This is a genomic window from Ruegeria atlantica, from assembly GCF_013032005.1.
In the GTDB taxonomy this organism is placed as follows: domain Bacteria; phylum Pseudomonadota; class Alphaproteobacteria; order Rhodobacterales; family Rhodobacteraceae; genus Ruegeria; species Ruegeria atlantica_A.
Genome location: NZ_WQBE01000001.1, coordinates 446,425 through 463,938 on the forward strand (window position 1 = coordinate 446,425; position 17,514 = coordinate 463,938).

General features: G+C 57.1%; 17 protein-coding genes. 15 read left to right on the plus strand and 2 right to left on the minus strand.

Annotated elements, in window-relative coordinates:
• Positions 1-43 precede the first annotated feature (43 nt).
• The 10 genes from GOX21_RS02150 (at position 44) to GOX21_RS02195 (ending at position 11,454) form a co-directional block, all read left to right on the plus strand.
• Positions 44-3,463 (plus strand): indolepyruvate ferredoxin oxidoreductase family protein, encoded by a 3,420-nt coding sequence (locus GOX21_RS02150; protein WP_170375182.1) that lies wholly within the window; start codon positions 44-46, stop codon positions 3,461-3,463.
• Positions 3,464-3,544: 81 nt separating this feature from the next.
• Positions 3,545-4,423: a lysophospholipid acyltransferase family protein gene (locus GOX21_RS02155; RefSeq protein ID WP_170375184.1), complete on the plus strand. Its 879-nt coding sequence runs from the start codon at positions 3,545-3,547 to the stop codon at positions 4,421-4,423.
• Between the two features lie 8 nt (positions 4,424-4,431).
• Positions 4,432-5,241: a glutamate racemase gene (locus GOX21_RS02160; protein WP_170375186.1), complete on the plus strand. Its 810-nt coding sequence runs from the start codon at positions 4,432-4,434 to the stop codon at positions 5,239-5,241.
• A 94-nt stretch (positions 5,242-5,335) separates the two neighbouring features.
• The gene (gene argC / locus GOX21_RS02165) at positions 5,336-6,364 is read left to right on the plus strand and encodes an N-acetyl-gamma-glutamyl-phosphate reductase (RefSeq protein ID WP_170375188.1); all 1,029 of its coding nucleotides are present in this window, start codon (positions 5,336-5,338) and stop codon (positions 6,362-6,364) included.
• 7 nt (positions 6,365-6,371) lie between these two features.
• The gene (gene ccmE / locus GOX21_RS02170) at positions 6,372-6,818 is read left to right on the plus strand and encodes a cytochrome c maturation protein CcmE (protein WP_170348602.1); all 447 of its coding nucleotides are present in this window, start codon (positions 6,372-6,374) and stop codon (positions 6,816-6,818) included.
• A gap of 115 nt (positions 6,819-6,933) precedes the next feature.
• Positions 6,934-7,545 carry a holin-associated N-acetylmuramidase gene (locus tag GOX21_RS02175; protein WP_170375190.1) on the plus strand — a complete coding sequence of 204 codons (612 nt, stop codon included), beginning with the start codon at positions 6,934-6,936 and terminating at the stop codon, positions 7,543-7,545.
• Positions 7,536-8,114 (plus strand): holin family protein, encoded by a 579-nt coding sequence (locus GOX21_RS02180; protein ID WP_170375192.1) that lies wholly within the window; start codon positions 7,536-7,538, stop codon positions 8,112-8,114. The genes GOX21_RS02175 and GOX21_RS02180 overlap by 10 nt, the downstream gene beginning before the upstream one ends.
• Positions 8,115-8,188: 74 nt before the next feature.
• Positions 8,189-10,153, plus strand: coding sequence for a heme lyase CcmF/NrfE family subunit (locus tag GOX21_RS02185; protein ID WP_170375194.1), 1,965 nt, complete (start codon positions 8,189-8,191; stop codon positions 10,151-10,153).
• Positions 10,150-10,605 (plus strand): cytochrome c-type biogenesis protein, encoded by a 456-nt coding sequence (locus tag GOX21_RS02190; RefSeq protein ID WP_170375196.1) that lies wholly within the window; start codon positions 10,150-10,152, stop codon positions 10,603-10,605. The genes GOX21_RS02185 and GOX21_RS02190 overlap by 4 nt, the downstream gene beginning before the upstream one ends.
• 72 nt (positions 10,606-10,677) lie before the next feature.
• Positions 10,678-11,454, plus strand: a complete 777-nt coding sequence (locus tag GOX21_RS02195) for an enoyl-CoA hydratase-related protein (protein ID WP_170348607.1) — start codon at positions 10,678-10,680, stop codon at positions 11,452-11,454.
• Positions 11,455-11,459: 5 nt separating this feature from the next.
• On the opposite strand, the gene bmt is transcribed toward GOX21_RS02195, so the two are convergent.
• Positions 11,460-12,476, minus strand: a complete 1,017-nt coding sequence (gene bmt / locus GOX21_RS02200) for a betaine--homocysteine S-methyltransferase (RefSeq protein ID WP_170375198.1) — start codon at positions 12,474-12,476, stop codon at positions 11,460-11,462.
• Positions 12,477-12,598: 122 nt separating this feature from the next.
• Complete coding sequence (locus tag GOX21_RS02205; RefSeq protein ID WP_170358330.1) at positions 12,599-12,916, minus strand: DUF1476 domain-containing protein; 318 nt, start codon at positions 12,914-12,916, stop codon at positions 12,599-12,601.
• A gap of 187 nt (positions 12,917-13,103) precedes the next feature.
• Between GOX21_RS02205 and purC the strand changes: the two genes are divergently transcribed.
• The 5 genes from purC (at position 13,104) to GOX21_RS02230 (ending at position 17,509) form a co-directional block, all read left to right on the plus strand.
• The gene (gene purC, locus GOX21_RS02210; RefSeq protein WP_170358332.1) at positions 13,104-13,859 is read left to right on the plus strand and encodes a phosphoribosylaminoimidazolesuccinocarboxamide synthase; all 756 of its coding nucleotides are present in this window, start codon (positions 13,104-13,106) and stop codon (positions 13,857-13,859) included.
• Between the two features lie 133 nt (positions 13,860-13,992).
• Positions 13,993-14,655 (plus strand): MarC family protein, encoded by a 663-nt coding sequence (locus GOX21_RS02215; protein ID WP_170375201.1) that lies wholly within the window; start codon positions 13,993-13,995, stop codon positions 14,653-14,655.
• A 116-nt stretch (positions 14,656-14,771) separates the two neighbouring features.
• Positions 14,772-15,002, plus strand: a complete 231-nt coding sequence (gene purS, locus GOX21_RS02220; RefSeq protein ID WP_170348612.1) for a phosphoribosylformylglycinamidine synthase subunit PurS — start codon at positions 14,772-14,774, stop codon at positions 15,000-15,002.
• 23 nt (positions 15,003-15,025) lie between these two features.
• Positions 15,026-15,694, plus strand: coding sequence for a phosphoribosylformylglycinamidine synthase subunit PurQ (purQ, locus tag GOX21_RS02225; RefSeq protein ID WP_170375204.1), 669 nt, complete (start codon positions 15,026-15,028; stop codon positions 15,692-15,694).
• 36 nt (positions 15,695-15,730) lie between these two features.
• On the plus strand, positions 15,731-17,509 hold the full coding sequence (locus GOX21_RS02230) for a sensor histidine kinase (RefSeq protein ID WP_170348614.1): 1,779 nt from the start codon (positions 15,731-15,733) through the stop codon (positions 17,507-17,509).
• Positions 17,510-17,514: the final 5 nt, after the last annotated feature.

Below are 17,514 nucleotides of genomic sequence, written 5' to 3' on the forward strand. Positions count from 1 at the left end.
GTAGAAATACATAGCACACTGATCTGACGTGGGGAGGCGTTTGATGAGTCAGCCGCAAATATCGCTAAATGATCGTTACGATCTGGATAAGAATCCAATTCTTTTGAACGGCACGCAGGCGCTGGTTCGCCTGATGCTGATGCAAAAGTCCCGGGATACGCAGGCAGGACTGAATACAGCTGGATTGGTGACCGGGTACCGCGGCTCACCGCTGGGCGCGGTGGACCTACAGATGACGCGGGCACAGAAACAGCTGACTGAAAGCGACATCACGTTCCAGTACGGTTTGAACGAGGACCTAGCCGCCACAGCGCTTTGGGGCAGTCAGCAGGCTGGGCTGCGCGGGGATGGGCGGTTCGATGGTGTTTTCGGTCTCTGGTACGGCAAGGGGCCGGGTGTAGACCGGTCCGGTGACGTGATGCGCCACGCCAATATGGCGGGTACGGCCAAACATGGCGGCGTGCTGGTGGCGATGGGTGATGACCATACTGGCGAAAGCTCGACCGTTCTGCATCAGTCGGAATGGTCTTTGGTTGATATGTACATGCCAATTGTCAGCCCTGCGGGTGTGCAAGAGATTTTAGACTATGGCGTTTACGGTTTCGCGCTCAGCCGGTTTTCGGGGCTTTGGGTTGGCCTGAAGACGATGAAGGACACGATTGAGGTCACGTCGGTCGTTGATGGCAGTGCTGACCGGATGAAGCTTGTCGTGCCCGAGTTCGACATGCCCGAGGGCGGATTGAACATACGTTTGGGCGACACGCCGCACCTGCAAGAAGGGCGGATCATCGACCACAAACGTTTCGCGGCCGAGATGTTCTCGCACGCCAACAAGATGGACAAGCGTGTGTGGGGCAAACCCGGCGCCAAGATCGGGTTTGTCGCGGCCGGCAAGAACTGGCTGGATCTGTCCCATGCCATGTCATTGCTGAACATCGACGCGGATGAGGCTGAACGGTTGGGGATCACAACCTACAAAATCGGCCAGACTTTCCCATTGGATATGACTGGATTTCACGACTGGGCTGAGGGACTGGACCTGATTGTTATCGTTGAAGAAAAGCGAAAATTGATCGAGGTTCAGGTCAAAGAAGCCATCTTTGACGACCGTCGCGGACGCCGGGTTTATGGCTGGTACAAGGGTGGGGCCGGGACTCTGCATCGCGAGGAACTGTTTCCGACCCGTGGTGCGCTTGATCCGAATATGATCGCCGAGAAGCTGGGTGAGATTCTGATCGAAGAGGGCCACGACACAGAAGGCGTCCGCGCCGGTTTGGCCAAACTGTCCGAGGCCCGCCGAGCCGACAACGCCGAAGAAATCGCGACTCGTCTGCCGTATTTCTGTTCGGGCTGTCCGCATAACAGTTCTACCAGGTTGCCCGACGGCAGTCGCGCCTACGCGGGTATTGGCTGTCATTATATGGTGCAATGGATGGACCGCGAGACCACCGGGTTCACGCAGATGGGGGGTGAGGGCGCAAACTGGATCGGCGAAGCGCCTTTTTCGACCACCAAGCACGTGTTCCAGAACCTTGGTGACGGGACGTATAACCATTCCGGTGTGCAGGCGATCCGGGCGGCGTTGGCTGCGGGCACCAACATCACTTTCAAAATCCTGTTCAACGATGCGGTTGCCATGACCGGCGGCCAGGAAAACGAGGGCGGACTGTCGGCGGAACGGATTGTTGCCGAGGTCAAGGCTATGGGCGTGCAGAACGTGGCCGTAGTCTATGATGAAAAGGAAGATGTGAATTTCAAGGCGATGCCTGCTGGTGTGGAAACCTTTGAGCGCGCGGATTTGATGCGGGTACAAGAACAGTTCCGCGAGACCGAGGGTGTTTCGGTCATCGTCTACATCCAAACCTGCGCAGCCGAAAAACGGCGTCGGCGCAAACGAGGTGAGTTTCCTGACCCCGATAAGCGCGTATTCATCAATACTGACATTTGCGAGGGATGCGGCGATTGCGGCGTGCAATCGAACTGCGTCTCGATTGTGCCGAAAGAGACGGAGTTCGGTCGTAAACGGGCTATTGATCAATCAAGCTGCAACAAGGATTTCTCTTGCCTCAAAGGGTTTTGCCCGTCGTTCGTAACCTTGGAAGGCGCAAAAATCCGCAAGGAAGCAACCACCGATATCGATCTACCGGATCTACCTGAACCAGTGCTGCCTGAAATCAAAGGGACACATAACGTGGTGATCACTGGTGTTGGCGGCACAGGTGTGGTGACACTGGGTGCGATCCTGGCACAGGCGGCACAGATCGACGGTAAAGGCGCCGGAATGATGGAGATGGCAGGCCTTGCTCAAAAAGGTGGTGCCGTTCATATCCATTGTCGCTTGGCAAACCGGCCCGAGGATATCAGCGCCATTCGTGTTGCCACAGGTGAGGCACATGCACTGATCGGGGGCGATCTGGTTGTCTCTGCCGGGGCCAAGACGCTGGGTCTGACGCGCGCGGGTCAAACCGGGGCCGTGATCAACAATCATGAGACGGTGACCGGAGATTTCACCCGCGATACCGATTTCCGTATTCCGGGTGACCGGCTCGAACTGGCCTTGCAGGCGCGGTTGAAGGATGACGTCTCACTGTTTGACGCAACCGATCTGGCGCGCGCGGTAATGGGCGACTCGATCTATTCCAACATGATGGTTTTTGGTGCGGCCTGGCAGAAGGGCTTGTTGCCTATCAGCCATGATGCCGTAATTCAGGCCATCGAACTGAATGGAACTGCCGTCGAGCGCAACAAGCGTGCTTTTGACATTGGGCGTTGGGCGGTTCTGCACTCGCAAGAGGTCGCAGGCATTTTAGAGCCTAACGTGTCAGATATGCCAAGATCTTTGGAGCAAAAGATCGACTATCGTGCGCAGCACCTGACAGCGTATCAAAGCGGTCGGTTGGCCAAACGGTATCGCAAAATGGTGGACATGTTTGATGATGAAGCAATCCGCGAAGCCGTGGCAAAAGGCTATCATAAGTTGTTGTCATACAAGGATGAATACGAGGTTGCCCGGTTGATGTTGGGCAGCCACGAAAAAGCTGTGGCCGAGTTTGACGGGGATTTCAAAATGACCTTTCACCTGGCCCCGCCCATCCTTGGCGGAACTGGTGCTGACGGACGTCCGCGCAAACGTTCCTTCGGTGAGTGGATTTTGAAGCCGATGAAACTGCTCACGCGGTTGAAGTCACTGCGGGGGACACCTCTGGATATTTTTGGTTACAGTGCAGAACGGCGGATGGAACGCGCGTTGATCAAGCAATATGAAAATGATCTCAATGAGATAAAACCTCTTGTTACACCTCAGACCCGCGACGCAGTGATTGCGCTGGCGCAATTGCCGCTGGACATTCGCGGGTTCGGGCCGGTCTTGCAGGCCAACGAGGCCAAGGCGGCCAAGCGGCGCGAGGAATTACTGGCCACCATACGGAACGGAGGACCAGAGCTGCGCGCTGCCGCCGAATAAACCGTAACGGGATTGTCACGAAACCTAGGCAAAATTGCCGCTTATACTTATCTTGCAGGCCGCAAACTCTCGGAGAGTCGTATGCCCTCGCGCCGCCATATCGCTCGTGACATATCCTATGCCTATTCCGCCGCAACCAAAGGGGGGCGGATGGTGATCAAGCTGATGGAGAACACCACTGGGCGTTTGCGATTGATCAAGCGCGCAGACGGGTATGAGAAAGAGGTCGCCAAAGGGCGCGACTTTTGGTCGGTCATGGTGGATCGCTATGGTCTGTCGCTGGATATTGTCGACGGTTCGTTGACGAATATTCCGACGACCGGGCCTCTGATTCTGATTGCCAATCATCCTTACGGTATTCTGGACGGGTTGATGATGGGCCACATCCTGTCTCAGACACGTGGCGATTTCCGAATTTTGGCCAATCACGTGTTTCGCAAAGCCGAGGATCTGAACAAGATCGTCCTGCCGATTTCGTTTGATGAAACCAAAGAGGCGATGAGACAGAACCTTGAGACGCGCAAAGCGGCGTTGAAATATTTGGACGAGGGCGGAGCCATCGGGATATTTCCGGGTGGTACGGTCAGCACCGGGCTCAAACCCTTTTCACACCCGATGGATCCGGGCTGGCGTGGGTTCACGGCAAGAATGGTGGCCAAATCGAACGCCACTGTAGTGCCGGTCTTCTTTGACGGTCACACGTCGCGCTTGTTTCAGATCGCCAGTCATTTGCACAATACTTTACGCATGGGACTGCTGATCAAAGAGTTCAAAAAACGCGTGGATACACCTGTCAAAGTGGTGATCGGAGAGCCCATCGGCCGCGACGTTCTGGACCCATTGGCCACGGATACGCGCAAGATGATGGATTTCTTGCGCAAAGCCACGTATGAGCTGTCCCCGACGCCGTTGAAATCTTATGATTACGGCTATGAATTTGAGGAACGGCATCGCGCCTAAAGAGGCTAATGGCAGTAGGCATTTTTGATTCTGGTTTGGGCGGTTTAACCGTTCTTGACGCCGCGCAGAAACGTCTGCCGGACGTGGATTTTCTGTACTTTGCGGACAGCGCGCATGCGCCCTATGGCGTGCGGGACGCCGAGAATATCTATGCTCTGACACGGCACGCTGTTTACAATTTGTGGGACCGTGGCTGCGATCTGGTGATTCTGGCCTGTAACACCGCCAGCGCCGCCGCGCTGCGTCGGATGCAGGAAGAGGGTGTGCCTGCCGGCAAGCGTGTCTTGGGCGTCTTCGTGCCCTTGATCGAGGCATTGACTGAGCGGCAGTGGGGCGACAACAGCCCTCCGCGTGAGGTTGCCGTAAAGCACGTTGCCTTGTTTGCCACGCCCGCAACGGTTTCTAGCCGAGCCTTCCAGCGAGAGCTGGCGTTCCGAGCCATCGGCGTAGACGTCGAGGCGCAAGCGTGCGGCGGCGTGGTTGATGCCATCGAAGACGGCGACATGATCTTGGCCGAGGCACTGGTACGCAGCCATGTGGATGCGCTGAAACGGAAAATGCCAGAACCGCAAGCAGCCATTCTGGGTTGCACGCATTACCCGTTGATGGCGGAAACCTTTCAGGCCGCCTTGGGCCCGGATGTTCAGGTTTATAGTCAGGGCGCCTTGGTTGCTGAAAGCCTTGGGGATTACCTTCAACGTCACCCCAACATGCAGGGTGAAGGCAAGGGCGGCTTCTTGACGACTGGAAAGCCAGATTTTGTCAGCGACCGGGCGACGCAGTTCCTCCGACGACAAATTTCGTTCGAGGCCGCCTGACTTAGGTCAAGGACGCTGCTGCACACTCTCCTTTATTCGAAGACCGTCACATCGGCGGTCGTGATTTGTGACACACTGGAACAAGAGGTCTGACATGACCCATAAAATCGCAATTCTGGGTGCTTCGGGTTATACCGGCGCCGAACTGGTGCGGCTGATCGCCGAGCACCCGAATATGGAAATCACTGCCTTGGCCGCCGAGCGGAAGGCCGGCATGTCAATGGCACAGGTCTTTCCGCATCTGCGTCACATGGATTTGCCAGACCTGTGCAAAATCTCTGAGATCGACTTTTCCACGGTCGACCTGTGTTTCTGCGCCTTGCCACACAAAACTAGCCAAGAGGTCATTCGTGACCTGCCGAAAAACCTCAAAATCGTTGATCTGTCCGCGGATTTCCGTCTGCGTGACCCGGATGAATACGAAAAATGGTACGGAAACCCGCACGCCGCGCTGCAACAGCAGGAAGAGGCCGTCTATGGCCTGACCGAGTTCTACCGGGATGACATCCGCAATGCGCGGTTGGTCGCGGGAACCGGGTGTAATGCAGCGACGGGTCAGTATGTGCTGCGTCCGTTGATTTCTGCAGGTGTTATCGATTTGGATGATATCGTGCTGGATCTGAAATGCGCCGTTTCGGGCGCAGGCCGGTCGCTGAAGGAAAATCTGCTGCATGCGGAGCTCAGCGAAGGCTACAATGCGTATGCGGTTGGCGGTACGCACCGGCATCTGGGTGAGTTCGATCAGGAATTCTCGGCACTGGCGGGGCGTACGGTGCATGTGCAGTTCACGCCGCACCTGATCCCGGCTAACCGGGGAATTCTTGCGACGACTTACGTCAAAGGGGACTCGGCAAGTGTGTATGAGACACTTGCCAAAGCCTATGAAGAAGAACCCTTTATTCAGATGTTGCCGTTCGGCGAAACACCTTCGACCCACCATGTGCGCGGTTCGAATTTCTGCCACATCGGTGTTGTCGGCGATCGGATCGAACGCCGCGCCATCGTGATCGGCGCATTGGATAACCTGACAAAAGGTAGCAGCGGCCAAGCCTTGCAGAACGCCAACCTGATGTTAGGTGAAGATGAAACCCGGGGGCTGATGATGGCCCCGCTATTCCCGTGAGGACGGTATGAAAACGCTCAAGAAACGTCGTCGAGTACAAGTCATTCTTCTGGCCGTCGTGGCTTTGGTCTTGGCGACAGGGTTGATTGGGTTTGCGATGCGCGATGGCATTAACTTTTTCCGCTCTCCCAGTCAGGTGATTGCTGAACCCCCGAAACCGACAGAAGTGTTTCGTATCGGTGGTCTGGTCGAGGAAGGCTCGATCATTCGCGGGCAGGGCGAGACAGTGCGTTTTGTCGTGACCGATGGCGGTGAAAGTGTACCGGTGGCGTTTACCGGGGTTCTGCCGGATCTGTTTGCGGAAAACCAGGGCATGGTAGGGACGGGTTCTTACGTGAACGGTGTATTCGAAGCCACAGAAATTCTTGCAAAACATGACGAAACGTACATGCCGAAAGAGGTGGTCGACGCCCTGAAAGAACAGGGTGTTTACAAAGAGGCTGGTGAAAGTTGATTTACCTTAGCTGACAAGCAAGAACTGATGGGCGTTGCGCATGCAGCGCCCTTTTTCATTGCGCCAAATTAACCGGTTAGCCTCAGCGTTTGGTCAACGGCAGGCGGAGGGTGCGATGCAGACGGTGCGACAGATTGCAACTGAGATCGTGGCGCGAGAAGGTGGCTTTGTGGACGATTCGGACGATCCCGGTGGCGCGACGAAATACGGGGTGACCATTCACACGATGCGGCGTCTCGGGCTTGATCTTTCAGGTGACGGGATAATCAACCGCACCGATGTTCGGATGCTCAGCAAATCTCAGGCCATTGATATTTTCGTGCAGCATTATTTTGAACAACCGCGGTTGGACCTCTTGCCGCACGAATTGCGGGCTTCGGTTTTTGACATGTATGTCAACGCTGGCAGTCACGCGGTCAAAATCCTGCAACGTCTGTTGCGCGATATGGGGTTCGAAATCGTGGTTGATGGGGCAATTGGTCCCAAAACCGCGCGGGCCTGCCGGGATGCGGCTGACCCCGATCCGGATGCACTCAGGGATGCGTACGGTGTGGCGCGGCGGAACTACTATTTCCGTCTGGCAGATCATCGGCCTGCGTCACGCAAATATGCCCGTACTCGGGCGGGCCGCAAGGGCGGTTGGATTCGCCGGGCCGAGGAATTTGTTTCGCCGATTTACCACCTGAATGACGCGGAATTTCAAGCGAGGGTTTCAGGATGGGTTTGATCACGGACGTGTTGACGTTTTTGTTTGGCGGCGACCGTAATGTCGTGCGGGAAACTGCTGAAATATTTCGAGAAAACGCTGAAAATGGGGCAGAGCGTGGTCTGGCTTTGCAACAACAGGCGATGGTTCAGTTCGGCGGTGAATTTGAGGCCCGTAACAAAGGCGCGTTTGACCGGTTCATGGATGGGCTCAACCGTCTGCCGCGACCGGCTATGGCACTTGGTACTTTGGGTTTGTTTGTGGCGGCGATGGTCGATCCGCTGTGGTTTGCGGCCCGAATGCAGGGGATTGCCCTGGTACCGGAACCCCTGTGGTGGTTGCTGGGGGTAATTGTGTCCTTCTATTTCGGCGCGCGTCATCAGGCCAAGGTGCAGGATCTGCAGCGAGAGATCACTGCAACGATGCAGCGCACGCCTCAGGTTTTAGAAAACCTGCAAGCCCTGAAGGCAATGCATGGCGACGCTGTCGGCGCAGCAAATCCCGGAACGGACGCCGCGTTGGCGGAAAAGGCAGGCCGTCCGGACGCGAATCCGGCGCTTGAGGATTGGCGGCGTAAACGCATGGCCTGACCCGCGACACTATGTTCGCCCCACAGGGGCGAAAGTGATTGGTGCTTGCCCCGGAACAGGAATATACCCGGGCCATGATTACCGAACTTGGCCACTTTGCCCTGATCCTCGCTTTTCTGGTTGCCATCGTGCAATCGGTGGTTCCACTGATAGGCGCAGCGAAACGCTGGCCTAGCTGGATGAATTTCGCTGAACCGGCGGCAATCATTCAATTTACGATGGTTGCCTTTTCGTTCGGTGCGCTGGTCTGGGCCTTTGTGACGTCCGATTTCTCGCTGAGGATCGTGGTTGAAAACAGTCACTCGGCCAAACCAATGTTGTACAAGATCAGCGGAACATGGGGTAACCACGAAGGCTCTATGCTGTTGTGGGTTCTTATCGTGTCCTTGTTTGGCGCGATGGCCGCGTTTTTTGGGGGCGGTTTGCCGCCGACTTTGAAGGCGCGTGTATTGGCGGTGCAAGGGGCAATTGGGGTGGCGTTTTTCGCGTTTATCCTATTCACCTCGAACCCGTTTGACCGGCTGATCGTGGCCCCCTTTGACGGGCGCGATCTAAACCCGTTGCTGCAAGACCCCGGTTTGGCCTTTCATCCGCCGTTTCTGTATCTGGGCTATGTGGGGCTGAGCATGGCGTTCAGCTTTGCCGTCGCCGCCCTGATCGAAGGTCGCGTAGACGCCGCGTGGGGCCGGTGGGTACGCCCATGGACGCTGGCGGCTTGGGTTTTTCTGACCATCGGTATCGCGCTGGGGTCCTGGTGGGCCTATTACGAGCTCGGCTGGGGCGGGTTCTGGTTCTGGGATCCGGTCGAAAATGCGTCGTTCATGCCATGGCTGCTGGCCGCTGCGCTGTTGCATTCGGCCATCGTCGTGGAAAAACGCGAGTCGTTGAAAAGCTGGACGATCCTGCTGGCAATCATTGCTTTTGGCTTTTCGCTGATTGGTACCTTCATTGTGCGTTCTGGCCTTCTGACTTCGGTCCATGCGTTTGCCAATGACCCCGAGCGTGGCGTGTTCATCCTGATTATCCTCGTGATCTTCATCGGTGGCGCGCTGACCCTGTTTGCCGCGCGGGCGCAGGCGATGGAGGCCAAAGGCGTTTTTGGTATGGTTAGCCGAGAAAGCGCGCTGGTGTTGAACAATATCCTGCTGGCCGTCAGCTGTTTCGTCGTATTCGTCGGAACAATGTGGCCGATGGTGGCTGAGATGGCCTTTGACCGCAAACTCTCGGTCGGCGCGCCGTTCTTCAATTCGGCATTTACGCCCTTCATGGTGGCGTTAGGGATTGCATTGCCAGTGGGTGCGATGTTGCCGTGGAAGCGCGGCAAGCTTGGCAAAACTGCCTATTCGCTGCGCTATGCCTTTGTTCTGGCCGTTGCGCTGGCATTGCTGGTCTGGGCAATGCAAACAGGGCGCAGTGCGCTGGGTCCGGTTGGGCTGTTCCTGGGCGCGTGGATCACCTTTGGCGCGGCGGTTGATTTGTGGAGCCGTACGGGCCGCAGAGGCAATCTGAAACGTCTGTTTCGTTTGCCCGGTGCGGATTGGGGCAAGGCCGTTGCTCATACAGGTATGGGCGTGACCATGTTCGCCATCGCCGGGTTGACCGCGTGGGAGGTCGAAGACATTCGTGTTGCACAGCCAGGTCAGCCGTTCGAGGTGGGGCAGTTTACTCTGACCTTGGAAGACGTCCGGCTTGTGGAAGGGCCAAACTATTTCTCGACCACTGCTGACGTTCGGATCGAAAAGAATGGACGGCCTATGGGAACATTGCATCCTGAAAAGCGCGATTACCCAGTGGCACGGATGCCCACGACCGAAGCTGCGATTGATTATCGGTTCCTGGGGGATCTTTACGTGGTAATCGGCGATCAGCAAGCGGATGGTGGCTGGGTGATGCGGACCTATATCAAGCCGCTGGCCAACTGGATCTGGGGTGGGTGTATCCTGATGGCTCTGGGCGGGCTGCTCAGCCTGTCGGACCGCCGGTTCCGTGTGGCGGCAGGTGCGCGCAAGGCGCCATCGGGCGGAGTACCTGCGGAATGAAACGTCTGGTCCTGATCCTGTCCCTCATCGCGTCGCCCCTGTTTGCAGTACAGCCGGATGAAGTGCTGGACGATCCAGCGCTGGAACAGCGGGCGCGCGACCTTAGCACCGGCCTTCGCTGTCTGGTTTGCCGCAACGAGAGCATCGACGAAAGCAACGCCGAACTGGCCCGTGACTTGCGCCTGTTGTTGCGTGAGCGACTGGTGGCCGGGGACACGGATGACGAGGCAATCGCTTTCATTGTCGATCGCTACGGCGAATATGTCCTGCTGAAGCCAACCACTTCGGGATCGAATCTGATGCTGTGGCTTGCGGGCCCGATCATGTTGTTGATCGCAGCCGTCATGGGTTGGAGTTTCCTGCGAAAACGGTCCCGAGTTCAGATCACGGGTGAAAAGGACACGCTCAGCGAGGCTGAGAAAGAGCGTTTGCGCCAGATTCTTGAAGACTGACCCCGCGTTCATCTTTTCCTTCCCCTCCATTTCGGTCAGGGTTCCGAAAAGTTTGGAATTGGGGGAAGGTTCATGGAATACGAAACAATCCTTTTGGACATCACGGATGATTTGGCTGTTGTCACCCTGAACCGGCCCGACAAGATGAACGCGATGACCGCGCAGATGCGGGCCGAAGTCACTCATGCAATGAAACATGCGGCGCGTCATGCAAGGGCGATCGTTCTGACCGGAGCGGGAAGCGCCTTTTGTTCAGGACAGGATCTGGGTGATGCGTCCAGCACCGGCAAGGTCGATTTAGAACGCACGCTGCGTGATGAATATGAACCGATGCTGGAAACGATCTATGATTGCCCGGTGCCCACTATTGCGGCTGTGAACGGACCGGCAGCCGGGGCAGGGGCAAACCTTGCGCTGTGCGCTGATGTGGTGATCGCCACCGAAAGCGCATACTTCCTGCAGGCGTTCGCCCGGATCGGGTTGTTGCCGGATGCGGGCGGTACGTGGTTCATGCCGCGTCAGATGGGGTTCGCCAAAGCGATGGGGGCCGCCTTATTCGCGGACAAGATCAGCGCACGGCAGGCTGATGAATGGGGTCTGATCTGGGAAGCCGTGTCCGACGACACATTCGATGCCCATTGGCGCAAACGTGCAGCCTATCTGGCGAATGGTCCCACAGCCGGTTTTGGCGCGATCAAACAGGCCATCCGCGGGACGTATGAGAAAACGCTGCCACAGCAATTGGCCGCCGAAGCACATTTACAAGGGGAATGCGGGCGCAGCCGTGATTTTGCCGAAGGTGTCGTCGCCTTCATGGAAAAACGCCCCCCGAAATTCGAGGGGCGCTGAACCGTTCAGGCGCGACGGCGGCGGCGTGTGCGCCGCTCGGGCGCGTTGGCATCGTCACCGGTACCATCCGAGGCAGAGGAAAACGGCCCCAGGGCATCGGTGATCTGATCCAGTGTCGGGCGCGAACCGCGCGGTTTTGTGTCCAACGCTTCGCGCATCTTGCGCAGGTGATCGGGCATGGTGCCGCAGCAACCGCCGATGATTGTGGCTCCGGCATCACGCGCCATGGCGGCGTATTCACCCATCAACTCGGGCGTCCCGTCATAGTGGATGTGGCCATCCACGTATTTCGGAATACCGGCATTGCCCTTCGAGATCACGGGCCGCTCGGTGCCTTGCGCGACAAAGCCCAGAACGGTGCGCAGGATATCCGACGCGCCGGTGCCACAGTTAGCGCCAAACGCAATCGGCGGGTTGGGCAGGGTTTCGACCAGTTGAGCCAGATCGGACGAAGTAACACCCATCATGGTACGCCCAGCGGTGTCAAAGCTCATGGTGCCGCACCAGGGCATATCGGCCAAGGCGAACCCCTCAGCGGCTGCGCGGAATTCTTCAGGGGCGCTTATGGTTTCCAGCCACACAACATCGGCGCCACCAGCCTTGAGCGCATCGGCCTGTTCATGGAACATTTCGACGGCGTCGGCATGGGTCAGGCAGCCAACTGGCACCAGAATCTCGCCGGTTGGGCCGACCGATCCGGCCACAACGATCGGGCGTCCGGCTTTGTCAGCAACCTCACGTCCCAACTCGGCACCGATCCGGTTCAATTCGGCCACGCGGTTTTGCGCATCATGCAGCTTTAGCCGGGCCGACGTGCCCCCGAAAGTGTTGGTCAGGAAAAGATCACTGCCCGCATCCACCGAGCTTTGATACAGCGCGCGGATCTTATCCGGCGCGTCCACGTTCCACAATTCGGGCGCATCACCCGATTGCAAACCCATGTTGAACAGGTTGGTCCCAGTTGCACCGTCTGCCAAAATGGCATCTTTGGTCTTGAGAAGTTCGGTCAATGCATTTGTCATTGGGGTTATCCGGAAAAAGGCGCAATTGGCCTGATAATAACAGAGGCGCCCCGTGTCTCATGACCGGGACGCCAAAGCAAACTCATAAATCTCATGAAGATCATGAGGTGGGGCAAAAGCCCTTAGTCAGTCTCGCTTAGAATCTGCGACTTGGCTTCGGGCAGAAGCTCGGCCATCTTGGCGCGAATTTCATCGTCAGACGACAAAGCACCCAGATCGCCGGAAACCTTGCGCACGACGTCTTCGTGACCGGCTTCTTCAAAATCGGATTTCACGACGGCTTTGGCGTATTCTTCCGCTTCGTCACCGGTTTTGCCCAGCTTTTCCGCGGCCCATAGGCCAAGCAGTTTGTTGCAGCGGGCCTGTGCCTTGAACTGCATCTCTTCATCATGCGCAAACTTGGCTTCAAATGCGTATTCGCGTTCGTCAAACGTCGTCATAGGTTGGGGACCTCTTCGAGTAACATATCGTTGATGTTGATATGACCATACAGAACGCCGCGTGCAAGGGATTTGCGATGTATCAAAGTCTTTCTTGTGTGCGAACTTGCGGGAAAGGGGGGCTTGCACTATGAGGACGCCAACGTGAGGGGACTCATTCCCTCTTACCAGACTGGAAGGGTCGCTTATGGCGCGTCGCAAGAAAATCTACGAAGGTAAAGCTAAGATTCTGTATGAAGGCCCAGAGCCGGGCACCATCGTGCAATATTTCAAGGATGATGCCACCGCGTTCAACGCCGAGAAAAAGGACGTGATTGACGGCAAGGGCGTGCTGAACAACCGCCTGAGCGAGTTCTTCATGAACGGCCTGACCCAGATCGGCGTGCCGACCCACTTTATTCGCCGCCTGAACATGCGCGAACAGTTAGTGCGCAGCTGCGAGATCGTGCCGCTGGAAGTGATCGTGCGCAACTATGCCGCTGGGACGATGTCGAAACGTCTGGGCATCGCCGAGGGCACGCAGTTGCCGCGCCCGATTGTAGAGTATTGCTATAAGGATGATGCGCTAGGTGATCCTCTGGTAACCGAGGAACACATTGCCGCCTTTGGCTGGGCCAGCCAGCAGGACATGGAAGATATCCTGAGCCTTGCGCTGCGCGTGAATGATTTCCTGAGCGGCGTGATGCTGGCCGTGGGCATCCGTCTAGTCGATTTCAAGATTGAGATTGGCCGCGTTTATGACGGCGACTATCAGCGTCTGATTATCGCGGACGAGATCAGCCCGGACAGCTGCCGCCTATGGGATATCGAAACCGGACAGAAATTGGACAAGGACGTGTTCCGTCGCGATCTGGGCAATCTGACTGATGCTTATTCCGAGGTCGCACGACGTCTGGGCGTTCTGCCAAAAAGCAACGTGACCAAGCCCACGCTGATCAACTAAGCCGGTTTTCGGATGTAAATTCTGTCAAAAGCGCCGTTTCTAAGACGGCGCTTTTTTCTTTTGCTCTGGTGGTTTGACAGACGGTCCGCACCTTCGCATTGTCAGGGCAGGTGCAATCAAGGATAGTCACGAAATGGCCGAATTGTTCGATCAGGCGGTTTTTCTGAAATTCCTCGCGGCGTTACTGGCGATCTTCAATCCGCTTTACGGTATCCCGATCTTTCTGAGTATGACCGAAGGTTACTCGGGTCCCGAACGCAAGCGCGTGGCACTGGTCGTAACCGGAACAGTGGTTGTCGTGGCCTTGATCGCGGTATTTGTTGGCGAAGAGATTCTGGCGGTCTTCGGCATCGACATCCCGTCCTTTCGCATTGCCGGCGGGTTGATCATTCTGGGGGTCGGCATGTCGATGCTGAACGCGTCTGACCCGCCAAAAGGTGATCAAAGGGCGGTTGCAGAGGGCGAAAAGAAGAAAAGCAACATTGCCGTCGTACCGTTGGCAATACCGTTGACCATCGGACCCGGCACGATTGCCACGACCATCGTGTTTGCTCATACGCTGTCGGATGGGGCCGAGATTGTGACATTAGGCTCAGCCGTACTGATCGCCTGCGCCATTGTGGGGCTGGGGCTGCTGTTCGCCGACCCGATCTCACGGTTTTTCGGGCCGACAATGATTAACGTGATCACCCGCGTTATGGCAATCATTCTTGTGGCCGTGGCCGTCGAAATGGTGCTGACCGGTACGTTTAACGCCATTGATGCGCATTACCCCGGATTAACCGGCAGTGGCTGAGCGTCACACCTGCGGCAAACTGTGTGCGGACAAGGGTTGTCGAACGCGGTTTGTCGCGTTATCCCCCGCGCAACGGAACGGGCCCGGAACCATGGCCCTTAGCTGGAGTTGCAGGAATGAAAGCACGGGTGCATGTGATGCTCAAGAATGGGGTCCTTGACCCGCAGGGTGAAGCAGTGCGGCACGCATTGGGCGCTATGGGCTTCGATCAGGTCGAAGGCGTGCGTCAAGGCAAGGTGATCGACCTTGAGCTGGCTGCAGGTGCGACCGAGGCCGACATCACCGAGATGTGCGAAAAGCTGTTGGCCAACACGGTCATCGAACGCTACGAAATCGAACTGGTCTGACCCTTTAACCCGGAGGCCCCGCCATGCGCGCTGCTGTTATCGTATTCCCTGGGTCCAATTGTGACCGGGACCTTGCCGTCGCTTTTGAACAGGCGGGGTTTCAGGTCGACATGGTCTGGCACAAGGATGCCGCGCTGCCCGAGGGCATCGACATCGTGGGCGTTCCCGGCGGGTTTTCCTATGGTGACTACCTGCGTTGCGGCGCGATTGCCGCGCAATCGCCGATCTGCAAGGCGGTTGTCGAACATACCAACCGCGGTGGCTATGCCGTGGGTGTCTGTAATGGCTTCCAGATTCTGACAGAAACCGGCGTTCTACCGGGTGCATTGCTGCGCAATGCGGGTCTGAAATACATCTGCAAAACTGTCGGTCTGAAGGTGGAAACCAGCGACAGCGCCTTTACCCAAGGTTACAACGCCGGTGACGTGATCGGTATTCCGATTGCACACCACGACGGCAATTATTTCGCGGATGACACCACTCTGGCTGCGTTGCGGGATCAGGATCGGATCGCGTTCACCTATACCGAGAATCCAAACGGCTCGGTTGGCGATATTGCTGGTATCCTGTCGGAAAACCGCCGGGTGTTGGGGATGATGCCGCACCCCGAGCGGGCGGCGGATGAAGGTCACGGCGGCACTGATGGAACGGCATTGTTCCGCGCATTGTCGGGGGTCCTCGCACCTGCGTGACTTGAGGTTGCGATCAAGCCCGCGTAATTTCCCGGGATGAGTTCTGATGTTCGCTCTGGCTGGTCCATTCTGACAAAACCTTTTCGCGGCGCGCCCCTTGGGTGGCGCCTGCGATTGGCTGTCATTACCCTGCTGGTGGTCGCTGTAGCGACGATCTGGATCACAAACCGGCTACTGACGGACAGATTTACTGAGTCCACCCGCAACCGCGCCGAGCTGCGTCTAGCCCTGTATTCCGGCAACCTGCTAAGCGAACTACGCAGAAATGCGATTGTGCCGCAGCTGCTTTCGCGGGATCCCACGCTGATCTCGGCGCTTCAATCCAGCGATTATTCTCTGTCGACCCAGCGCCTGATCTCATTTGTGGAAGAAATTGGAGCAGCCTCGCTGATGCTGTTGGATGGGGATGGGCGTTCGGTCGCTTCCACCGATCGCAACCGTTTGGGTGAGGCACACAGGAGTTTGCCTTATTTCATTGATGCTGTACGCTCGAACGCCACGATCTTTACGGTAATCCCGAAGGAATCCGGCGGCTATAGCTTTGTCTATTCGCGTCGTATGGAAGCCAACGCCGAAATCCTTGGCGTCATCGTGGTTGAGGTCGATTTGCACAAGTTCGAACTGGCCTGGGCAGGGATTTCGGACGCGGTGATGGTGGCAGATAGTACCGGCACGATCATCTTGTCGACCGAACCACAGTGGCGCGGCGTGCAAGAAGGCGAGGCGATGCTGCGTCAGCCGCCCGAAGGGGCCATCCAGCGCGCAATCCGGGCAACGACCGATTGGACCGCCTTGCCGCCTGATGCCTACCTGCAGGGTGAGGCCGTGATGCGCATGGAGACGCGCATTCCATTCCGCGGTTGGCAAATGACGTCATTCACCACCTATGCGTCGATCCGGGAAAAGGTGAACAGCGTTCTGGCGCTCGAAATCATGGGATTCGCGATTCTGCTGGCGCTGGCCTTTTACGCGCTGAGCCGCCGGGCGACCTTGCGGATGGCCTTGTTCCAGCGCGAGTCGGCAGAGCTTCGCGCATTGAACATGCGGCTACAGCGGGAAATTGCTGAACGTGAACGGGTTGAAAAGACACTGGAAGTTGCCGAGCAAACGCTGGCGCAAAGTTCGAAACTTGCAGCTTTGGGTGAGATGTCGGCCGCTGTCAGCCACGAGTTGAATCAACCGCTGGCTGCAATGAAAACTTATCTGGCTGGCGCGCGTCTGTTGCTGCGCAGAAACCGCCCTGAAGAGGCGTTGGCCAGCTTTGGTCGCATCGACGGCTTGATCGAACGGATGGGGGCGATCACCCGACAGCTTAAATCCTATGCGCGCAAGGGCGCGGATGCGTTTTCACCAGTAAATCTTGGCGAAGCGCTGGCTTCCAGCCTGTCAATGATGGAACCGCAGCTGCGGCAGCGACACGTTAAAATAACGCAGATCCTGCCCGAAGAACCCGTTATAGTGATGGGGGACCGGATGCGGATCGAACAAGTGATGGTGAACCTCTTGCGCAATGCGCTGGACGCCACCAAATCTGTATCAGAGCCGGATGTTGAAATCATCCTGGCAGCTGGTGACATGGCGGTGCTGACCGTCCGCGACAATGGTCACGGGATCGAGAATATCGAGAATCTGTTCGAGCCCTTCTACACCACCAAGCAGCCCGGCGATGGGGTCGGGTTGGGGCTTGCCATCTCGTCGGGTATCGTGAACGACCATGGGGGACGGTTGACTGCGCGCAACGGCCAGCACGGCGGCGCGGTGTTTGAGATGCAATTGCCGATACTAGGAAGCGACGGCCTGGAGGCCGCTGAATAACAAAG